Source organism: Kitasatospora sp. NPDC056273 (genome assembly GCF_042268845.1).
Classification (GTDB): domain Bacteria; phylum Actinomycetota; class Actinomycetes; order Streptomycetales; family Streptomycetaceae; genus Kitasatospora.
On record NZ_JBHJSJ010000007.1, the window covers coordinates 85,824 to 102,288 of the forward strand.

A 16,465-nucleotide genomic window follows, 5' to 3' on the forward strand; every position below is an offset into this window, starting at 1 on the left:
CGGTGACCAGCACTCAGGGCCGGTTCCGGCCCCGGCGGGTGGCCGACAGCGCCCGGCAGAGCCGGCACGTCACAGTTCCGGCCGTGCCATCAACGGTTTCCGGCCATCGTGCGTCCGGAACGCAACCGTGTCCCCGCCGACCGCGACCGGGCCTCGTACCACCTGAACAGTGGTACGGGGCCCGGGAGTTGTCGGGGTGTACGAATCAGTGTCGGACGGGTCGGCACCGGACGAGCCGGTGCCGACCGGTCGGCGACGGCGGGTCAGCGCTGGACGAACACCGCCACGGTGCGGCCCGGCACGGTGAAGGTGCCGGTCGCGGCGTCGAAGCCGGACCGCTGCACCACCCGGTCCGCCCCGCCCGCCTGGACGGGGTGCAGCGCCTGGCCGGTGCCCTTCAGCGCCGGCACGGTCTGCGCCTGCGCCGTGGGCGTGGCGTTGAAGACCACCGTGACGCCCTTCTCCGCCCCCGGCAGCCCGGTGCCGTCCAGGTGCAGGGTGATCACCCCGGGCGTCTCACCGGCGGTGCCGGAGAGCGGGTAGGAGAGCCGCTGCTGGACGGCGGCCAGGCTCGGCAGCGAGAACAGCGGCGAGGACTGCTTGATCCGCAGGAACTCCTGGTACTGCGCCGAGGCCGACCGGATGTCCGCCGCGCCGACGGTCAGCTCCGGGTTCGCCAGCAGGGACCGGGCGGCCGGCCACTGCTCCTGGTTGTCCTTCGCCATCGGCAGGCCGCGGCCCCAGCCGTTGCCCTGGGCCGGGTCCCAGTGGATCGCGTTGAACCAGTCCCCCGAGTCGTAGGAGTTGGAGTCGAGCGACTTGGAGCGCAGCAGGTCGCTGCCGGCCTGGGCGAAGCCCGCGCCCTGGGTGAGCGCGGTCAGCGAGAGCCCGAGCGCCTGCATCCGGGCCCGGTCGGCGGGCGCGGTGCCGGTCGGCAGCTTGTACGCGAGCGCGTCGAAGAGGTCGGTGTTGTCGTGGGCGTCCACGTACTCCACCGCCTCGCCGGGCTTGGCCGCGTACCCGGTCGGGGCGCCGTTGTAGTCGACCTGGGCGCCGGTGACGGGCTTTCCGGAGCTGTCGGTGAAGGAGTAGCCGGCCAGGTTGCCGGTCAGCCCGACCTTCAGCTGGTCCATCTGGTGCAGCAGCCGGGCCTTCTGCTCCTCCGGGGTGCCGTTCGCGGCCGAGCCGTTCGGGTCGGTGTACAGGCCCGAGGCGAAGCCCTGCTGCGGGGCGGAGTTCAGCATGAAGTTGCCGCCGCGGGCGGCGTCCCGGATCCGGTCGTCGAAGGTGGCGATGCCGGTGCCGGCCATGTTCTGCTGGGTGGCCTGCTCGAACCGGGCGTTGTTCGCGACGGCGCCGAAGTTCCAGCCCTCACCGTAGAGGAACACGTTCTTCCCGTCCACGCCGTCCGAGTCCGGCGTCATCTTCCGCAGCGCGGCCTGCACGTCCAGCATGGTGGACTTCGGGTCCAGGCCCATCAGGTCGAAGCGGAAGCCGTCCACCTTGTACTCGCGGGCCCACAGCGTCACCGAGTCGACCACCAGCCGGTTCATCATGGCGTGCTCGGGCGCGGTGTCGGCGCAGCAGCTGTCCGCCGTCACCTTGCCGTCGGCGTCCAGCCGCTGGTAGTAGCCGGGAACCACCTTGTCCAGCACCGAGTGCTCGGCCTGGCCACTGGCGGCGGTGTGGTTGTAGACCACGTCGAGCACCACCCGCAGCCCGGCCGCGTGCATCGCCTGCACCATCTGCCGGAACTGCACCGTGCGGGCGACCCCGTTCGGGTCGGTGGCGTACGAGCCCTCCGGCACGTTGTAGTGCAGCGGGTCGTAGCCCCAGTTGTACGCGTCGTCGGCGGCCACGGCCGCCACGCACTCCTGCTGCTTCGGGCCGTCCGCCGGAAGGGACTTGAGGTCGCAGGCCGGCAGCTTCTGGTCGGCCCGGTTCTCCCGGACGGTGGCGATGTCGAAGGTCGGCAGCAGGTGGACCGTGGTCACCCCGGCCTTGGCCAGGTCCCGCAGGTGCCGCATGCCGGCCGAGTCCGACTCGGTGAACGCCAGGTAGGTGCCGCGCTCGGCGGCCGGAACGGTGGGGTCCTCCACCGAGAAGTCCCGGACGTGCAGTTCCTGGATCTGCTGCTGGGCCGGCGGGACGGCCTGCGGGCGGGCGTGGTCGTCCCAGCCCGCGGGCTTGAGCGCCTTGGCGTCGAGGTCGGCGACCAGGCTGCGCCGGGAGTCGGTGGACAGCGCCACCGAGTACGGGTCGGTGACGGTGTTGACCACCAGCTGCTGGGTGGACGGCGCCCAGACCTTCACCTGGTACAGGTAGTACCTGCCGTCCAACTCGCCCTTGTCGCGGACGACTTCCCAGACGCCGGTCTCGTCGTCGAGCTTCAGCGGCAGCGTCTTCGGGGTGCCCCCGGTGGCGCTGTCGAAGACCTGGACGGAGACCTCCTGCGCGGTCGGTGCCCAGAGCGACAGCGCCACCTTGCCGTTGTAGTAGGCCGGGCCGAAGTCGACCTTGCCGGTCCGCCCGGCGTACAGGTCGTCCAGCACGCCCGGGGTCTGCACCCCGGTGCCGGCCAGGACGGCGCCGCTGGGCAGGTGTTCGGTGAACAGCAGCTGGCCGCGGAGCGCGGCCGGGACGCGGGCGGCGTCCCTGGGGTCCACGGTGAAGGCCCGGTAGCCCGCCAGGTGCGGGTACTCGGCCTTCTGGGCGTCGGTCAGCCCGCCCTTGGCCGGGGTGAGCCGCAGCCACTTGCCGGGCTTGGTCAGCGCGCCCCTGTCGGCCCGGATGCCGCCCTCGGGGTCGTAGACCAGCTGGGCGCTGGTGCCGCCGGCCAAGGCGTCGTCGCCCGCGCCGTAGTTCGCCGGGACGACGACGGTCCTCGCGTCGATCCACTGGGCCTTGGCGCCGGCGAGGTCGATCTGCGAGGAGGCGGCCGGGTTCTGCGGCAGCAGGTAGCCCTCGCGGCCGCCGAGCACCCAGACCTCCCTGCCGTTGACGGCGAGGTCCAGCGACTGGTCGGCGGGCAGGTCCTTGTCGTTGCCCTTGTGCAGGATGTAGCTGAGGCTGGTCGCCCCGGGGGCGAGCGGCACCTCGAAGACGGCGCCGAAGGCGTCGCGGCGGGCCGGGGTCAGCGGCTTGCCCCAGTCGGTCGGGGTGGCGGCGCCGGTCCAGTCGTGCAGGCCCCAGCCGTCGTAGTCGCCGTCGGCCCGGTTGTAGTGGATGACGGCGGTGTTCGCCGGCTGGCCAGGACCGGTCGACCCAGCCGGCGGCCCCGGGTCGGCGGTGCGCACCGCCGGGTCGCCCTGCCGGAGCCACACCTCGCCGGTGCTGCCGACGTCGAGGTGCCGGTCGGCGTCGACGTCCTTGACGCCGTCCTTCTCCACGATGAAGCCGACGTCCGAGGCGCCGGGCTTGAGCTTCACGTACGCGAAGGCGCCGTACGCGTCCCGCCCGGTGAAGGCGTGCCCGGCCGGCCACGGGGTGGCCTCGCCGTCGGCGAGGTCGCCCCAGGCGTAGAGGTTCCAGCCGTCGTAGTCGCCGTCCGGCCGGTTGTAGTGGACGACGGCGTACGGGCGGGAGCCGGCGGTGGGCGCGGGCTTGGGCGCGGGGGTGCCGGTGGTGAAGCTCGCGGTGGCGGAGCGCAGGTGGCCGCTGGAGTCCCGGACGACGGCCTTGTAGCGGACCACCGTGCCGGGGGCGACGGCGGCCAGGTCCTGGGTGACCTTGTACCCGCCGTTGTCGGCGGTGCCCAGGGTCTGCCAGGGCCCGTTGCCGATCTGGGCGGCGAAGCTCACCCGGTTGAAGCCGCCGTCCGTGGTGGCGCCGACCGTGACGAGCCCGGTCGAGCCGTCCGCGGGCGGCTGCACCGAGAGCTGGGGCGCGGCGGCCACCGGCGCGAGCCGGCCGCCCGCCTTGAGGACGAGCGAGGACAGCGCGGGCACGGTGACCGTCACCTTGCGGTCGACGCCGCTGGTGACGCGGGCGCCCGCCGCCGGGTAGACCGGGTCGAAGCCCATCCCCGCCGAGAAGGTGTCCAGGGTGACGGTCTTCGCCTCGGCGGCGTTGTTGACCGCGACCAGGTACTCGACCTGCTGCCCGGCGTCGATCCGGGAGAAGGCGTACACGCCGGCGCCGTCGGCGGCGTACCGCTCGATCTGGGCGCCGTCGGCCAGAGCCGGGTTGTCGCGGCGCAGCTTGGCCAGTCCGGCGATGCCCTGGTAGAGCTCGCCGCCCTGCCCGTACCGGTCGGCCGGGCCGGAGGGGCCGCCGAGCACCCGGTCGCCGTTGTAGGAGGCCGTCTTCGAGGCGAACAGGTCCTGCCGGGCGTCCTTGTCGCCGCCCGCGCCGGTGAAGCCCTGCTCGTCGCCGTAGTAGACGACGGGCTGGCCACGGGTGAGGAACTGCAGCTCGTTGCCGAGCCGGTCCTTCCTGAGCAGGGTGGCGTCGTCGGCGCCCGGGTTGTCGGCGAGCAGGAAGGAGCCGAAGCGGCCCATGTCGTGGTTGCCGAGGAAGGTGGGCAGCTCGTACGCGTCGGTGTCGGCGCTGGTGTAGCGGTAGTCCTGGGCGTAGACGTCGGCGAGGCCGCGCGCCGAGCCGCCCTGCGAGACGTAGGAGCGGGCCGCGCCCTGGAACGGGAAGTCCAGGGTGGCCTGGAGCCTGCCCTTGGTGACGTACGGCGAGGTGACCGCCGGGTCGCCGGAGTAGACCTCGCCGAACATGAAGAACTTCTTGTTGCCCTGCTTGGCGGCGAAGTCCTTGAGCGCGGGGGCCCACTGCTGCCAGAACGCCATGTTGACGTGCTTGACGGTGTCGATCCGGAAGCCGTCCACGCCGGCGTCCTTGACCCACTGCTGGTAGACCTTCTCGAAGCCCTTCACCACCTTGGGGTTCTGGGTGTCGAGGTCGTCCAGGCCGCTGAAGTCGCCCTCGGTGGCGGACTCGCCGACGAAGGTCGAGTCGCCCCGGTTGTGGTAGAGCGCCGGGTCGTTGAGCCAGGACGGGGTCTTGGCCGCGGCGTCGGCCGGGGTGCGGAAGACCGGGGTGTAGGGGAAGGAGTCCTTGGTGGTCCGCGGCCAGGGGGCGCCCGCGTCGGCGACGGCGGTCTCGTCCACCGGGTTCCCGTCCGCGTCGAGCGTCGGGTAGGCGCCGGCGGAGCGGTAGCCGTACTGCTTCTCGGCGTAGTCGATGACGTCGGCGGTGTGGTTGGTGATGACGTCGAAGAAGACCTTGATGCCGCGGGCGTGCGCCTTGGCTATCAGCTCCTTGAGCTGCTCGTTGGTGCCGAAGTGCGGGTCGACCTGGGTGAAGTCGGTGATCCAGTAGCCGTGGTAGCCGGCCGAGGCGTCGGCCCCGCTGCCCTGCACCGGCTTGTTCTTGAAGATCGGGGCCAGCCAGATCGCGGTGGTGCCGAGGTCCTGGACGTAGTCGAGCCGCTGGATCAGCCCGGCCAGGTCGCCGCCGTGGTAGAAGCCCTTGTCCGCGGGGTCGAAGCCGTTCTCCAGCCGCCCCCCGGTGATGCCTCCGGTGTCGTTGGCGGTGTCGCCGTTGGCGAAGCGGTCGGGCAGGACGAAGTAGAACTGCTCCCGGGTGAGGTCGTGCCGCCCGGCGGTGGCCGCCAGCGCGGCGTCCGAGGGCGGGGCAGGCGGGGCGGCGGCGAGGGCCGCGGGGGCGCCGCCGAGGGTGGCGGCGGTCAGGGCCGCGGCCAGCAGGACGGCCGTGCGGCCCGGGGGTCTGCGGCGGCCAGGGGTTCGTTCGGCAGTGCTCCGTCGGGGGCGGAGCGGGGCATCGGCCACTGAGGGCTCCCTTAGGGGGAAGGGGCGATCGATTTCCCAGGAAGCTAGCGGCCTGCAATATGTTTCAGCAAGATGCAGAAATCGTTTCGTCGCCGGAAGTTCCAGCTGGAGGACCGTCTCCGACCACCCCGATTACTCCCCTGGAGCGACGCGCGTGACAATGGGACGTATGTCCGTCCCACCGGTATGCACCCAACCCCCGAGCACCCCCTACCCCGGTGGGCGCCGGCCCCTACCCCTCAAGGGGGACAGCCGGTGAAGAATCCACTTCCAGAGGATGAGCAGACGGCTACGAGCGGTCTGGCAGACTTGCCGTCCATGGGGGAACCGACCGAGATCCAGCGAGGCGACGCCCGGCGCGCCGACGCGGCCAGCGGTGGCGGTTCCGAAGCAGCGAAGGCCGTCCCCGGCCGCCTGCCCGATGGAGCCACCCGTGCCGCCCAGTCCCGTACCGCCGCCCTGCGCAGCCGCGTCAGCGCCCAGCGCCGCTCACCGGCCAGGCCGCGGATCTGGTTCGAGCTGGCGCTGATCGGGATCAGCTACTGGGTCTACTCGATCGTGCGCAACGCGGTTCCCGAACAGGAAGCGATAGCCCAGAAGCACGCGAGCTGGATCTGGGACCTGGAGCACCACCTCGGCATCGCCGTCGAGCGCTCGATCAACCACGCCGTGGACAGCGTCGGGTGGCTCATCACGGGGATGAACTACTACTACGCGACCCTGCACTTCGTGATCACGATAGGCGTGCTGGTCTGGCTCTACCGCAGCCACCCCGGGCGCTACGTCGCGGCCCGCACGGTGCTGTTCGTGACCACCGGGATCGCGCTGGTCGGCTTCTACTTCTTCCCGCTGGCCCCGCCCCGGCTGATGACCGACGGCGGCTTCATCGACACCGTGAAGGTCCACGGCACCTGGGGCTCGATGGCCTCCGGGCCCGCCGCGCACGTCTCCAACCAGTACGCGGCCATGCCCTCGATGCACATCGGCTGGTCGATGTGGTGCGGCCTGGCGATCTTCTTCCTGGCCCGCCGCACCTGGGTCAGGGTGCTCGGCCTGATGTACCCGGCCGCCACCCTGGTGGTGATCGTCTCCACCGCCAACCACTTCTGGATGGACGCCGTCGGCGGCGAGCTCTGCCTGATGGTGGGCTTCCTCACCGCCCGCTGGATGTACCACGAGTGGGTCTACCGGCTGCCGAAGGTGCCCGCCCGGGAGACGCCGGCCGACCGGCCGATCACCGTCCCGGAGCAGTGGAGCGAGCCCGCGGTCAGCAGCGCGCGCCGCTAGCGCCCGTCTTCGAAGGGGCCCCGACCGGGGCCCCTTTCGCGTACCCCGGGCGGGCCGTCCCCGGGGGCGGCCCCGGTCAGTCGGCGCCGTAGAACAGCCGGTCCACCACCGCCCGGGCCCGCCGGGTGGTCCGCCGGTAGTCGTCCAGCAGCTCGCCGCTGTGCCCGGAGCCGTACCCGAGGTAGCGGGCCACCCCCGCCAGCTCCCGGGCCTCCCCCGGGAAGCTGTCCCCGGGCCGCCCTCGCACCAGCATCACCGCCGCCCGCACCCGGGAGGCCAGCACCCACGCCGTGTCCAGCACCTCGGCGTCCTCCGGCTCGACCAGCCCGGCCTCCGCGGCCGCGGCCAGCGCCGCCCTGGTCCGGGTGGTGCGCAGGGCCGGCAGCTCGTACCCGTGCCGGAGCTGCAGCAGCTGCACCGTCCACTCGACGTCCGCCAGCCCGCCCCGGCCGATCTTGGTGTGGGTGGTCGGGTCGGCCCCGCGCGGCAGCCGCTCGGCCTCGATCCGCGCCTTGATCCGGCGGATCTCCACCAGGTCCCGCTCCGGCACCCCGCCGCCGGGGTAGCGCAGCGGGTCGATCAGCTGCCGGAACCGCGCGCCCAGCTCCTCGTCCCCGGCCACCGGTTCGGCCCGCAGCAGCGCCTGGCTCTCCCAGGCGTGCGACCAGCGCCGGTAGTACGCCGCGTACGAGGCCAGGGTGCGCACCAGCGGGCCGCTGCGGCCCTCCGGCCGCAGGTCGGCGTCGACCAGCAGCGGCGGCTCGGTGGACGGCGCGCCCAGCTGGGCGCGCAGCTCGTGGCAGACCGCCTGGGCGGCCCGGGCGGCCGCCTCCTCCAGCGAGCCGAGCAGCGGCTCGTGGACGAAGAGCACGTCCGCGTCCGAGCCGTAGCCCAGTTCGTGGCCGCCGAAGCGGCCCATCGCGATCACCGCGATCCGGGTCGGCAGGTCCCCGTGCTCGGCCTCCCAGCCGGCCACGCAGGCGCGCAGCGCGCCGCCCAGGGTGGCGGCGTTGAGCGCGGTGAGCGCCTCCCCGGCGGTGTCCAGCGCCTCGGCCGGGTCCTCCCCGAGCCGCCCGAGCACGTCCGCGGCGGCGGTGCGGAACAGCTCGCGGCGGCGCACCGAGCGGGCGGCGGCCACCGCGGCGTGGGTGGACCCGGCCCGGCCGACGGCGGCCAGTATCTCCGACTGCAGCGCCGCCCGGCCGCGCGGTTCCAGGCCGTGCGGGTCGCCCAGCATGGCCACCGCCTCGGGGGCGCGCAGCAGCAGGTCGGGGGCGAGCCGACCGGCCGACAGCACCCGGGCCAGCTGTTCGGCGGCGGCGCTCTCGTCCCGCAGCAGCCGCAGGTACCAGGGGGTGCGGCCGAGCGCGTCGGAGACCTGGCGGAAGTTGAGCAGCCCGGCGTCCGGGTCCGCGGACTCGGCGAACCAGCCGAGCAGCACCGGCAGCAGGGTGCGCTGGATCGCCGCCTTGCGGCTCACCCCGGAGGCGAGCGCGCTGAGGTGCCGCAGCGCGGCGGCCGGGTCCGCGTAGCCCAGCGCCTCCAGCCGGGCCCGGGCCGCCTCCGGGCTGAGCCCGGTGGCGCCCGGCGGCAGTTCGGCGACGGCGTCGAGCAGCGGCCGGTAGAACAGCTTCTCGTGCAGCCGCCGGACCTCCATCGCGTGCCGCTTCCACTCGCGCTGCAGCGCGGCCACCGGGTCGGCGCGGGTGTCGTCGTTGATCAGCGCCGCCAGTGAGCGGGCCAGCCGGCGCAGGTCCTCGGCCCCGGTGGGCATCAGGTGGGTGCGGCGCAGCCGGTACAGCTGGATGCGGTGCTCCAGCGAGCGCAGGAAGCGGTACGCGGCGTCCAGCGAGGCGGCGTCCGCCCGGCCGACGTAGCCGCCCCGGGAGAGCGCGGCCAGCGCCTCCAGGGTGTTGCCGCTGCGCAGCGCCGGGTCGGTGCGGCCGTGCACCAGCTGGAGCAGCTGGACGGAGAACTCGACGTCGCGCAGCCCGCCCGGGCCGAGCTTGAGCTGGCGGTCCAGCTCGGTGGCCGGGATGGAGTCGATCACCCGGCGGCGCATCTGCTGCACGTCGGCGACGAAGTTCTCCCGGGCGGCGGCCTGCCAGACCATCGGGGCGAGCGCCGCCACGTACGCGGCGCCGAGCTCCGCGTCCCCGGCGACCGGGCGGGCCTTGAGCAGCGCCTGGAACTCCCAGGTCTTGGCCCAGCGCTGGTAGTAGGCGAGGTGGCTGGCCAGGGTGCGCACCAGTGGGCCGTTGCGGCCCTCGGGGCGCAGGTTGGCGTCCACCGGCCAGATGGTGCCCTCGCCGGTGGTGTCCGCGCACAGCCGGGTGAGGGCGGCGGCCAGCCGGGTGGCGGCCTTGAGCGCCTCGTGCTCGTCCACGCCCTCGCGCGGCTCGGCGACGAAGACCACGTCCACGTCCGAGACGTAGTTGAGCTCGCGGCCGCCGCACTTGCCCATGCCGATCACGGCGAGCCGGCAGGCCGCGGCCGCCTCCGGGTCCTGCTCGGCGGCGAGGTCCAGGGCGGTCTGGAGGGTGGCGCCGGCCAGGTCGGCGAGTTCGGCGGCGGTCTGCGCGAGGTCGGTGGTGCCGGTGAGGTCGCGGGCGGCGATGGCGAGCAGGCAGCGGCGGTAGGCGACGCGCAGCGCGTTCGCGGGGCCGAGGGTGTCGTCCCGGACGCCCTCGGCGAGGGAGCGGCGGAAGTCCTCCGGGCCGGGGTGCATGTCGCGCAGTTCGAAGGTGACCAGCACGTGCCAGTCGTGCGGGTGCCGGGCCAGGTGGTCGCCGAGCGCGGTGGAGACGCCGAGCACGCCGAGCAGCCGGTCGCGCAGCGGCTTGGAGGTGGTGAGGGTGTCGCGCAGGGTGTGCCGGTCGGCCTCGTCGGCGGCCTCCAGCAGCCGGGACAGGCCGAGCAGCGCGAGGTCGGGGTCGGCGGTGGCGCCGAGCGCGTCCAGCAGCACGGGGTCGTCGGCCAGGCCCTCCAGCCCGGGGCCCTCCAACAGCCGCACCGCCCGCGCCGGGTCGGTGAACCCGCGCCGGACCAGCCGGTTCTCCGGCCGGCTGACCCGGCTCCCGGCCCGCTGCTCCTCCACCGCCATCGGCCCCTCCATCCGTCCGCCCAGGGGCCCGTCCGGCCCTGGCAGGTCCGTTCGGGCCCTAGCAGGTTACGCGCCCCGGCACCCCGTCGCCGGACGCGACCGCCCGCCGCCGTCGGCGTGACCTCGGCCCCGCCGTGCTCGTTCACCCGGGCGCCGCCCCCGTCCCCCGCCCCCGTCCCCCGCCCCCGGAGCGCCGATGCCCACGACCGGCCCCAGCCGCCTGCCCTCGCTCACCGGGCTGCGCTTCTGGGCCGCCCTGCTGGTGGTGCTCTACCACCTCTCCCGCAAGGTGGGCGAGGTGCCGCTGCTCAGCCCGCTCGCCTGGTACGGCCGTTCGGGCGTGACGTTCTTCTTCGTGCTCTCCGGTTTCGTGCTGGCCTGGACGTACGGGGCCTCGCCCGCCCGGCCGTTGGTCTTCGCCCGCCGCCGGTTCGCCCGGATCTGGCCGCTGCACGTGCTGACCACCGCGCTGTCCCTGGGCGCGGACGCGGCGATCGGCGCGGTGCTGCCGGTGGCGGCGGCGCTCTGGTCGCTGGCGCTGGTGCACCCGTGGGCGCTGCCCACCCTGTACGGCGGCAACCCGGCCTCCTGGTCGCTGGGCGCCGAGGCCTGGTTCTACCTGCTGTTCCCGCCGCTGCTGCGCCTGCTGGCCCCGCGCCGGCGCGCCTGGCTGCCGCTCGCGGCCCTGTGCGCCGTGCTCGGCCCGGTGCTGTGGGCGGCCGGTGCCCTGCTGCCCGCCGACCCGACGGTGCGCGGCTGGCTGCTGGACTACCTGCCGCCGGCCCGGACCCCGCAGTTCGTCCTGGGCGTGGTCACCGGCCTGGCCGTGCGGCACGGCGTGCTCCCCCGGGTGCGCCTCCTGCGGCCGGGGCTCCTCCCGGCGGCCGCCGCCGTGCTGCTCTTCCACGTCCTGCTGGTCCCCTGGCACGCCGCCGTCCCGGACTCCTCCTGGTACGGCCCGTACAGCGCCTCCCAGTTGCTGTCCGCACCACTGTTCGCCGCCCTGCTGGCGGCCGCCGCCCGGTGCGACGCCGCCGGGGCCCCGCCCCGGCTGCTGGCGGGCCGGACGGCCGTACGGCTCGGCGAGTGGTCGTACGCCTGGTACCTGGTGCACGAGATCGGCGTCCGCTGCTGGCTGGCCGTCCAGGGCCGCCCGGCGCCGGGGGCCGCGACGCTCGGCGTCTGGCTGCTGCTGGCGGGCGGCTCGCTGGTGGCCGCGGGGGCCCTGTACCGCTGGGTGGAGCGCCCCTGCGAGCGGCTGCTGCGCGGCGCCCCGCGGGGCCGGGACGCGGCGGCGCCGCTGCCGCCCCGCGCGGTGCGGGTGGTGCGGCAGCGGCGCCGTGGCCGGACGGTGGATCAGCCCTCGGCGGATCAGCCCTCGGTGGAGCCGTCCAGGTTGACGTAGGCGTAGAAGACGCCCAGGTCGTAGCCGTCCTTGTCGGTGTCGAACAGCACCTTGATGTCGGTGTCGCCGTTGCGCAGGAACGGCGAGATGTCCCAACGGTTGGAGTCGTAGCCGAAGTTGTTGCGGTTGTACGGGGTGCGGATGAACTGGTCGGCCGGGGTCAGCTCCTCGATGGTGGAGTTGAACGCGTCGTTGGAGGCGTGGTTGAGGTCCGAGAAGAGCGCCTGCGGGCCGTTGGTGGACTTGATGGCGAGGGTGTCGCCGGTCCACTTGAGGTCGCCGTCGTAGACCACGAAGCCGAGCTTGCCCGCGACCGGGCCGGCGGCGGGGGTCTGCAGCCCGGTGAGGTCGAACTCGCGCGGCGGGCTGTCCGGCAGCTCGACCCGGAAGCCGTCCCACAGGTGGATGTGCCGGTACGGCTTGCAGTCGTTCTCGTACGCGACCACGATCGTCCAGCCGCCCCAGCTGTGCGGCTTCACCACCGAGTCCATGTTGGCGACGGTGTAGGTGCCGTTGCCGGCCTGCCGGACCAGGTCGGTGATGTCGGCGGAGGCCTGGTAGCTGCTCTCCACGTCGGTGGTGATGTAGCCGATCGAGGGCTGGTCGTTGGCGATGTTGCGGTACTGGCCCTCACCCGGGACCTTCAGGTAGACCTCGTCGATCTGGTTCTCCGGCAGCACGACGTCGTCGATGCCGCGGGTGCCGCCCCAGTACAGCCGGGCGTACTTGACCCGGGAGCCGTCGATCAGGCCCAGGTCGGCGGAGCTGGCGGAGTAGATCCCGTCGCCGAGCGGGCCGACCGAGCCCGGGTCGATGTTGATGTACTTCATCTCGTACTTGTTGTTGATCGGCCGGGAGCCGAGGCCCTTGCGGGCGTCCTCGCAGGACGGCTGCTCCGGGTCGAGCGGCGCCTTCGTCTCGTCGCAGGTCATCAGCGAGTTGCTGATCCGGGTGATGGAGCCGTGGAAGTCGCCCTCGAAGCGGGTGGTGAACGGCAGCTGGTTCTCGGCGATCGTGGTGGCCCGCTGCTGCGGGCGGTGCGGCTGCGGCGACTGCAGCGCCTGGAACGACTGGAGCGGGTTCTTCGACTGCAGCGACTGCAGCAGCTCCAGCGGGTTCTTCGGGTGCAGCGGAAGCTGCGGGAGCTGCGAGCTCTGTGAGTTCTGCGAGTTCTGCGGGCTCTGCGAGCTCTGTGGGGCCTGCGAGTTCTGCGAGCTCTGCGGGTACTGCGCACCCGCGTTCGCACCGGTGCCCGTACCCGAACCGCGGGCGTCGGCGACGGTCGGGACGGCCAGCAACTGGCCCGCGACGGCGGCCACGGCGGCACCCACGACGCAGGTCCGGCGGACGAGCAGTCGGGTGGCGGCGGCGCGACTGACGGAGGAGGTCATGTGATCCTCTTTCAGGATGAAACGGACATTCAGACCCCATCGGACCATGACACCCGGTCATACAAGCTTCACATTCCGCCACCGCGACCGGCGATCCGTCGCAGATCCACTCCATAGGACGGCCCGCCGTCGTCCCTTCGGGCGACAGCGGGCCGGAAACGGTTTGAGCGGCCGTCAGCCGCTCACAGCACCTGGAGGTTCTTCCGCAGCTCGAACGGGGTGACCTCGGAGCGGTACTCCTCCCACTCCTTGTGCTTGTTGCGCAGGAAGAAGTCGAAGACGTGCTCGCCGAGGGTCTCGGCGACGAGTTCGCTGCGCTGCATCAGGTCGATGGCCTCGCCGAGGTTCTGCGGCATCGGCTGGATGCCGAGGGCGCGGCGCTCGGAGTCGGTCAGCGCCCACACGTCGTCGTCGGCGCCGGGCGGGAGCTCGTAGCCCTCCTCGATGCCCTTCAGGCCGGCCGCGAGGGTGACGGCGTAGGCGAGGTACGGGTTGCAGCCGGTGTCCAGGGAGCGGACCTCGATCCGGGTGGAGCCCTGCTTGCCCGGCTTGTACATCGGCACCCGGATCAGCGCCGAGCGGTTGTTGTGGCCCCAGCAGATGTACGAGGGCGCCTCGCCGCCGGCCCCGGCGGTGCGCTGGGAGCCGCCCCAGATCCGCTTGTAGGAGTTCACCCACTGGTTGGTGACGGCGGCCGTCTCGGCGGCGTGCTTCAGCAGCCCGGCGATGAAGGACCGGCCGACCTTGGAGAGCTGGTACTCGGCGCCGGACTCGTGGAAGGCGTTGCGGTCGCCCTCGAACAGCGAGACGTGGGTGTGCATGCCGCTGCCGGGGTGCTCGGAGAACGGCTTGGGCATGAAGCTCGCGTGCACGCCCTGCTCCAGCGCGACCTCCTTCATGACCAGCCGGAAGGTCATGATGTTGTCGGCGGTGGAGAGCGCGTCGGCGTAGCGCAGGTCGATCTCCTGCTGGCCGGGGGCGCCCTCGTGGTGCGAGAACTCGACCGAGATGCCCATCGACTCCAGCATGGTGATCGCCTGGCGGCGGAAGTCGTGGCCCACCCCGCGCGGGGTGTGGTCGAAGTAGCCGGACTGGTCGGCGGGGATCGGCGGGGTGCCGTCGCCGGGCAGGTTCTTCAGCAGGAAGAACTCGATCTCCGGGTGTGTGTAGAAGGTGAAGCCCTGCTCGGAGGCCTTCTCCAGGGTGCGCTTGAGCACGAACCGGGGGTCGGCGAAGGAGGGCGAGCCGTCCGGCATCAGGATGTCGCAGAACATCCGGGCGGTGCCCGGGGTCTCCGAGCGCCACGGCAGGATCTGGAAGGTGGTCGGATCCGGCTTGGCGATCATGTCGGACTCGTACACCCGGGCGAACCCCTCGATCGCCGAGCCGTCGAACCCGATGCCCTCCTCGAAGGCCTGCTCCAGCTCGGCCGGCGCCACCGCGACCGACTTCAGGAAGCCGAGCACGTCGGTGAACCACAGCCGGACGAACCGGATGTCACGCTCTTCGAGCGTCCGAAGCACGAACTGCTGCTGCTTGCCCATGGGGACAGTCTCACCTCTGCTCTTTACGCTCGTGTTACGCCCCGGAGGCCGTGGAAAGACCTCGTAAAGCGGTTGCCCCCATCATGGCCGATCCCCGCCCGGCCCGGCAGTGCCGACCCCCGCCGCCGGCTCCCGCCCAGGACATCGCGTCAGTTAGACGATTACACTCGGGGCATGCCCAATCTCCGTCTCGCCCTGTGCCAGACCGACCCCTGGGTCGGCGACCTCGCCCGCAACGGCGACGAGGTGGTGCGCCGGACCAAGCAGGCCGCGGAGGCCGGCGCGCAGCTGGTCGCCTTCCCCGAGATGGCCCTCACCGGGTACCCGGTGGAGGACCTCGCCCTGCGCCACTCCTTCGTCGAGGCCTCCCGCGCCGCGCTGGTCGCCCTGGCCGCCCGGCTGGCGGCGGAGGGGCTGGGCGGGGTCCCGGTGGTGGTCGGCTACCTCGGGCGCTCCGAGCACGCCTCGCCGCGCTTCAACCGCCCGGCCGGCTCCCCGCAGAACTGCGCCGCCGTGCTGCACCGGGGCGAGGTGGTGACCCGCTTCGCCAAGCACCACCTGCCCAACTACGGCGTGTTCGACGAGTTCCGCTGGTTCGTCCCGGGCGACCAGCTGCCGGTGCTGCGGCTGCACGGGGTGGACGTCGCGCTGGCGATCTGCGAGGACATCTGGCAGGACGGCGGCCGGGTCACCGCCGCCCGCGAGGCCGGCGCCGGGCTGCTCCTGGTGGTCAACGGCTCCCCGTACGAGCGGAACAAGGACGACCAGCGGCTGGAGCTGGTGCGGCGCCGGGCCGCCGAGGCGGGCTGCGCCCTGGCGTACGTCAACATGGTCGGCGGCCAGGACGAGCTGGTCTTCGACGGCGACTCGATCGTGGTCGGCGCGGACGGTGAAGTCCTGGCCCGCGCCCCGCAGTTCGAGGAGCACCTGCTGGTGCTGGACCTCGACCTGCCGGCCGCCGCCGGCGACGACACCGACGGCCTGCTGCTCAGCGACGGGCTGCACCTGGTCCGTACCGAGCTGGGCGGCGGGCCGCAGGCCGCGCCCGCCGAACCGCTCACCGCCGGGGTGGCGCCGCGGCTGTCCGACGAGGCCGAGATCTGGGCCGCGCTGGTCTCCGGCACCCGGGCGTACGTGGCCAAGAACGGCTTCGACTCCGTGCTGATCGGCCTGTCCGGCGGCATCGACTCGGCACTGGTGGCCGCGATCGCGGTGGACGCCGTCGGCGCGCCGAACGTGCACTGCGTCTCGATGCCCAGCCGCTACTCCTCCCAGCACTCCCGGGACGACGCGGCCGAACTGGCCCGCCGGACCGGGCTGCGCTTCCGGACCGTCTCCATCGCCCCGATGTTCGACGCCTACCTGGGCGCCGTCGAGCTGACCGGCCTGGCCGAGGAGAACCTCCAGTCCCGGCTGCGCGGCACCCTGCTGATGGCGATCTCCAACCAGGAGGGGCACCTGGTGCTCGCGCCCGGCAACAAGAGCGAGCTGGCGGTCGGCTACTCGACCCTGTACGGCGACTCGGTGGGCGCCTACGGGCCCGTCAAGGACGTCTACAAGTCGCTGGTCTTCCGGCTGGCGCGCTGGCGCAACGAGGAGGCCGGGCGGCGCGGCGAGGTGCCGCCGATCCCGGAGCACACCATCGCCAAGCCGCCGTCCGCCGAACTGCGGCCGGACCAGGTGGACACCGACTCGCTGCCCGACTACGACCTGCTGGACAGCCTGCTGACCCGCTACATCGAGGGCGACGAGGGCCGGGACGCGATCGTGGCGGCCGGCTTCGACCCGGCCCTGGTGGACCGGGTGGTCCGGCTGGTCGACACCGCCGAGTACAAGCGGCGCCAGTACCCGCCGGGCCCGAAGATCTCGGCCAAGAACTTCGGCCGGGACCGCCGCCTGCCGATCACCAACCGCTGGCGGCGCGGCTGATCCCCACC

The 16,465-nt window shown here is 73.0% G+C and carries 7 protein-coding genes; 3 read left to right on the forward strand and 4 right to left on the reverse strand.

Annotated elements, in window-relative coordinates:
• Positions 1-263: 263 nt before the first annotated feature.
• Positions 264-5,798 (reverse strand): pullulanase-type alpha-1,6-glucosidase, encoded by a 5,535-nt coding sequence (gene pulA, locus ACFCY1_RS09035; protein WP_375874042.1) that lies wholly within the window; start codon positions 5,796-5,798, stop codon positions 264-266.
• Positions 5,799-6,116: 318 nt separating this feature from the next.
• Between pulA and ACFCY1_RS09040 the strand changes: the two genes are divergently transcribed.
• Positions 6,117-7,085 carry a phosphatase PAP2 family protein gene (locus ACFCY1_RS09040; protein WP_375874043.1) on the forward strand — a complete coding sequence of 323 codons (969 nt, stop codon included), beginning with the start codon at positions 6,117-6,119 and terminating at the stop codon, positions 7,083-7,085.
• 76 nt (positions 7,086-7,161) lie between these two features.
• Here ACFCY1_RS09040 and ACFCY1_RS09045 read toward each other — a convergent pair whose 3' ends face one another.
• A complete protein-coding gene (locus ACFCY1_RS09045; RefSeq protein WP_375874044.1) occupies positions 7,162-10,188 on the reverse strand; it encodes a bifunctional [glutamine synthetase] adenylyltransferase/[glutamine synthetase]-adenylyl-L-tyrosine phosphorylase in 3,027 nt (1,008 codons plus the stop codon).
• Positions 10,189-10,384: 196 nt separating this feature from the next.
• Between ACFCY1_RS09045 and ACFCY1_RS09050 the strand changes: the two genes are divergently transcribed.
• A complete protein-coding gene (locus ACFCY1_RS09050; RefSeq protein WP_375874045.1) occupies positions 10,385-11,593 on the forward strand; it encodes an acyltransferase family protein in 1,209 nt (402 codons plus the stop codon).
• Here ACFCY1_RS09050 and ACFCY1_RS09055 read toward each other — a convergent pair.
• Entirely contained in the window at positions 11,560-12,984 is a 1,425-nt protein-coding gene (locus ACFCY1_RS09055) for a hypothetical protein (protein WP_375874046.1), read from the reverse strand. The two genes, ACFCY1_RS09050 and ACFCY1_RS09055, sit on opposite strands and share 34 nt — an antisense overlap.
• A gap of 182 nt (positions 12,985-13,166) precedes the next feature.
• Positions 13,167-14,528: a type I glutamate--ammonia ligase gene (glnA, locus tag ACFCY1_RS09060; protein ID WP_049652796.1), complete on the reverse strand. Its 1,362-nt coding sequence runs from the start codon at positions 14,526-14,528 to the stop codon at positions 13,167-13,169.
• Between the two features lie 174 nt (positions 14,529-14,702).
• Here glnA and ACFCY1_RS09065 point away from each other — a divergent pair, with 174 nt between their 5' ends.
• Positions 14,703-16,457: an NAD+ synthase gene (locus ACFCY1_RS09065; protein ID WP_375874047.1), complete on the forward strand. Its 1,755-nt coding sequence runs from the start codon at positions 14,703-14,705 to the stop codon at positions 16,455-16,457.
• Positions 16,458-16,465: the final 8 nt, after the last annotated feature.

What these genes read in the sequence shown, in the direction of transcription:
- ACFCY1_RS09040 (WP_375874043.1), top strand. Translation starts at nt 6,117, where the DNA reads ATGGGGGAACCGACCGAGATCCAGCGAGGCGACGCCCGGCGCGCCGAC.
- ACFCY1_RS09045 (WP_375874044.1), bottom strand. Translation starts at nt 10,188, where the DNA reads ATGGCGGTGGAGGAGCAGCGGGCCGGGAGCCGGGTCAGCCGGCCGGAG.
- ACFCY1_RS09050 (WP_375874045.1), top strand. Translation starts at nt 10,385, where the DNA reads ATGCCCACGACCGGCCCCAGCCGCCTGCCCTCGCTCACCGGGCTGCGC.
- ACFCY1_RS09055 (WP_375874046.1), bottom strand. Translation starts at nt 12,984, where the DNA reads ATGACCTCCTCCGTCAGTCGCGCCGCCGCCACCCGACTGCTCGTCCGC.
- glnA (WP_049652796.1), bottom strand. Translation starts at nt 14,528, where the DNA reads ATGGGCAAGCAGCAGCAGTTCGTGCTTCGGACGCTCGAAGAGCGTGAC.
- ACFCY1_RS09065 (WP_375874047.1), top strand. Translation starts at nt 14,703, where the DNA reads ATGCCCAATCTCCGTCTCGCCCTGTGCCAGACCGACCCCTGGGTCGGC.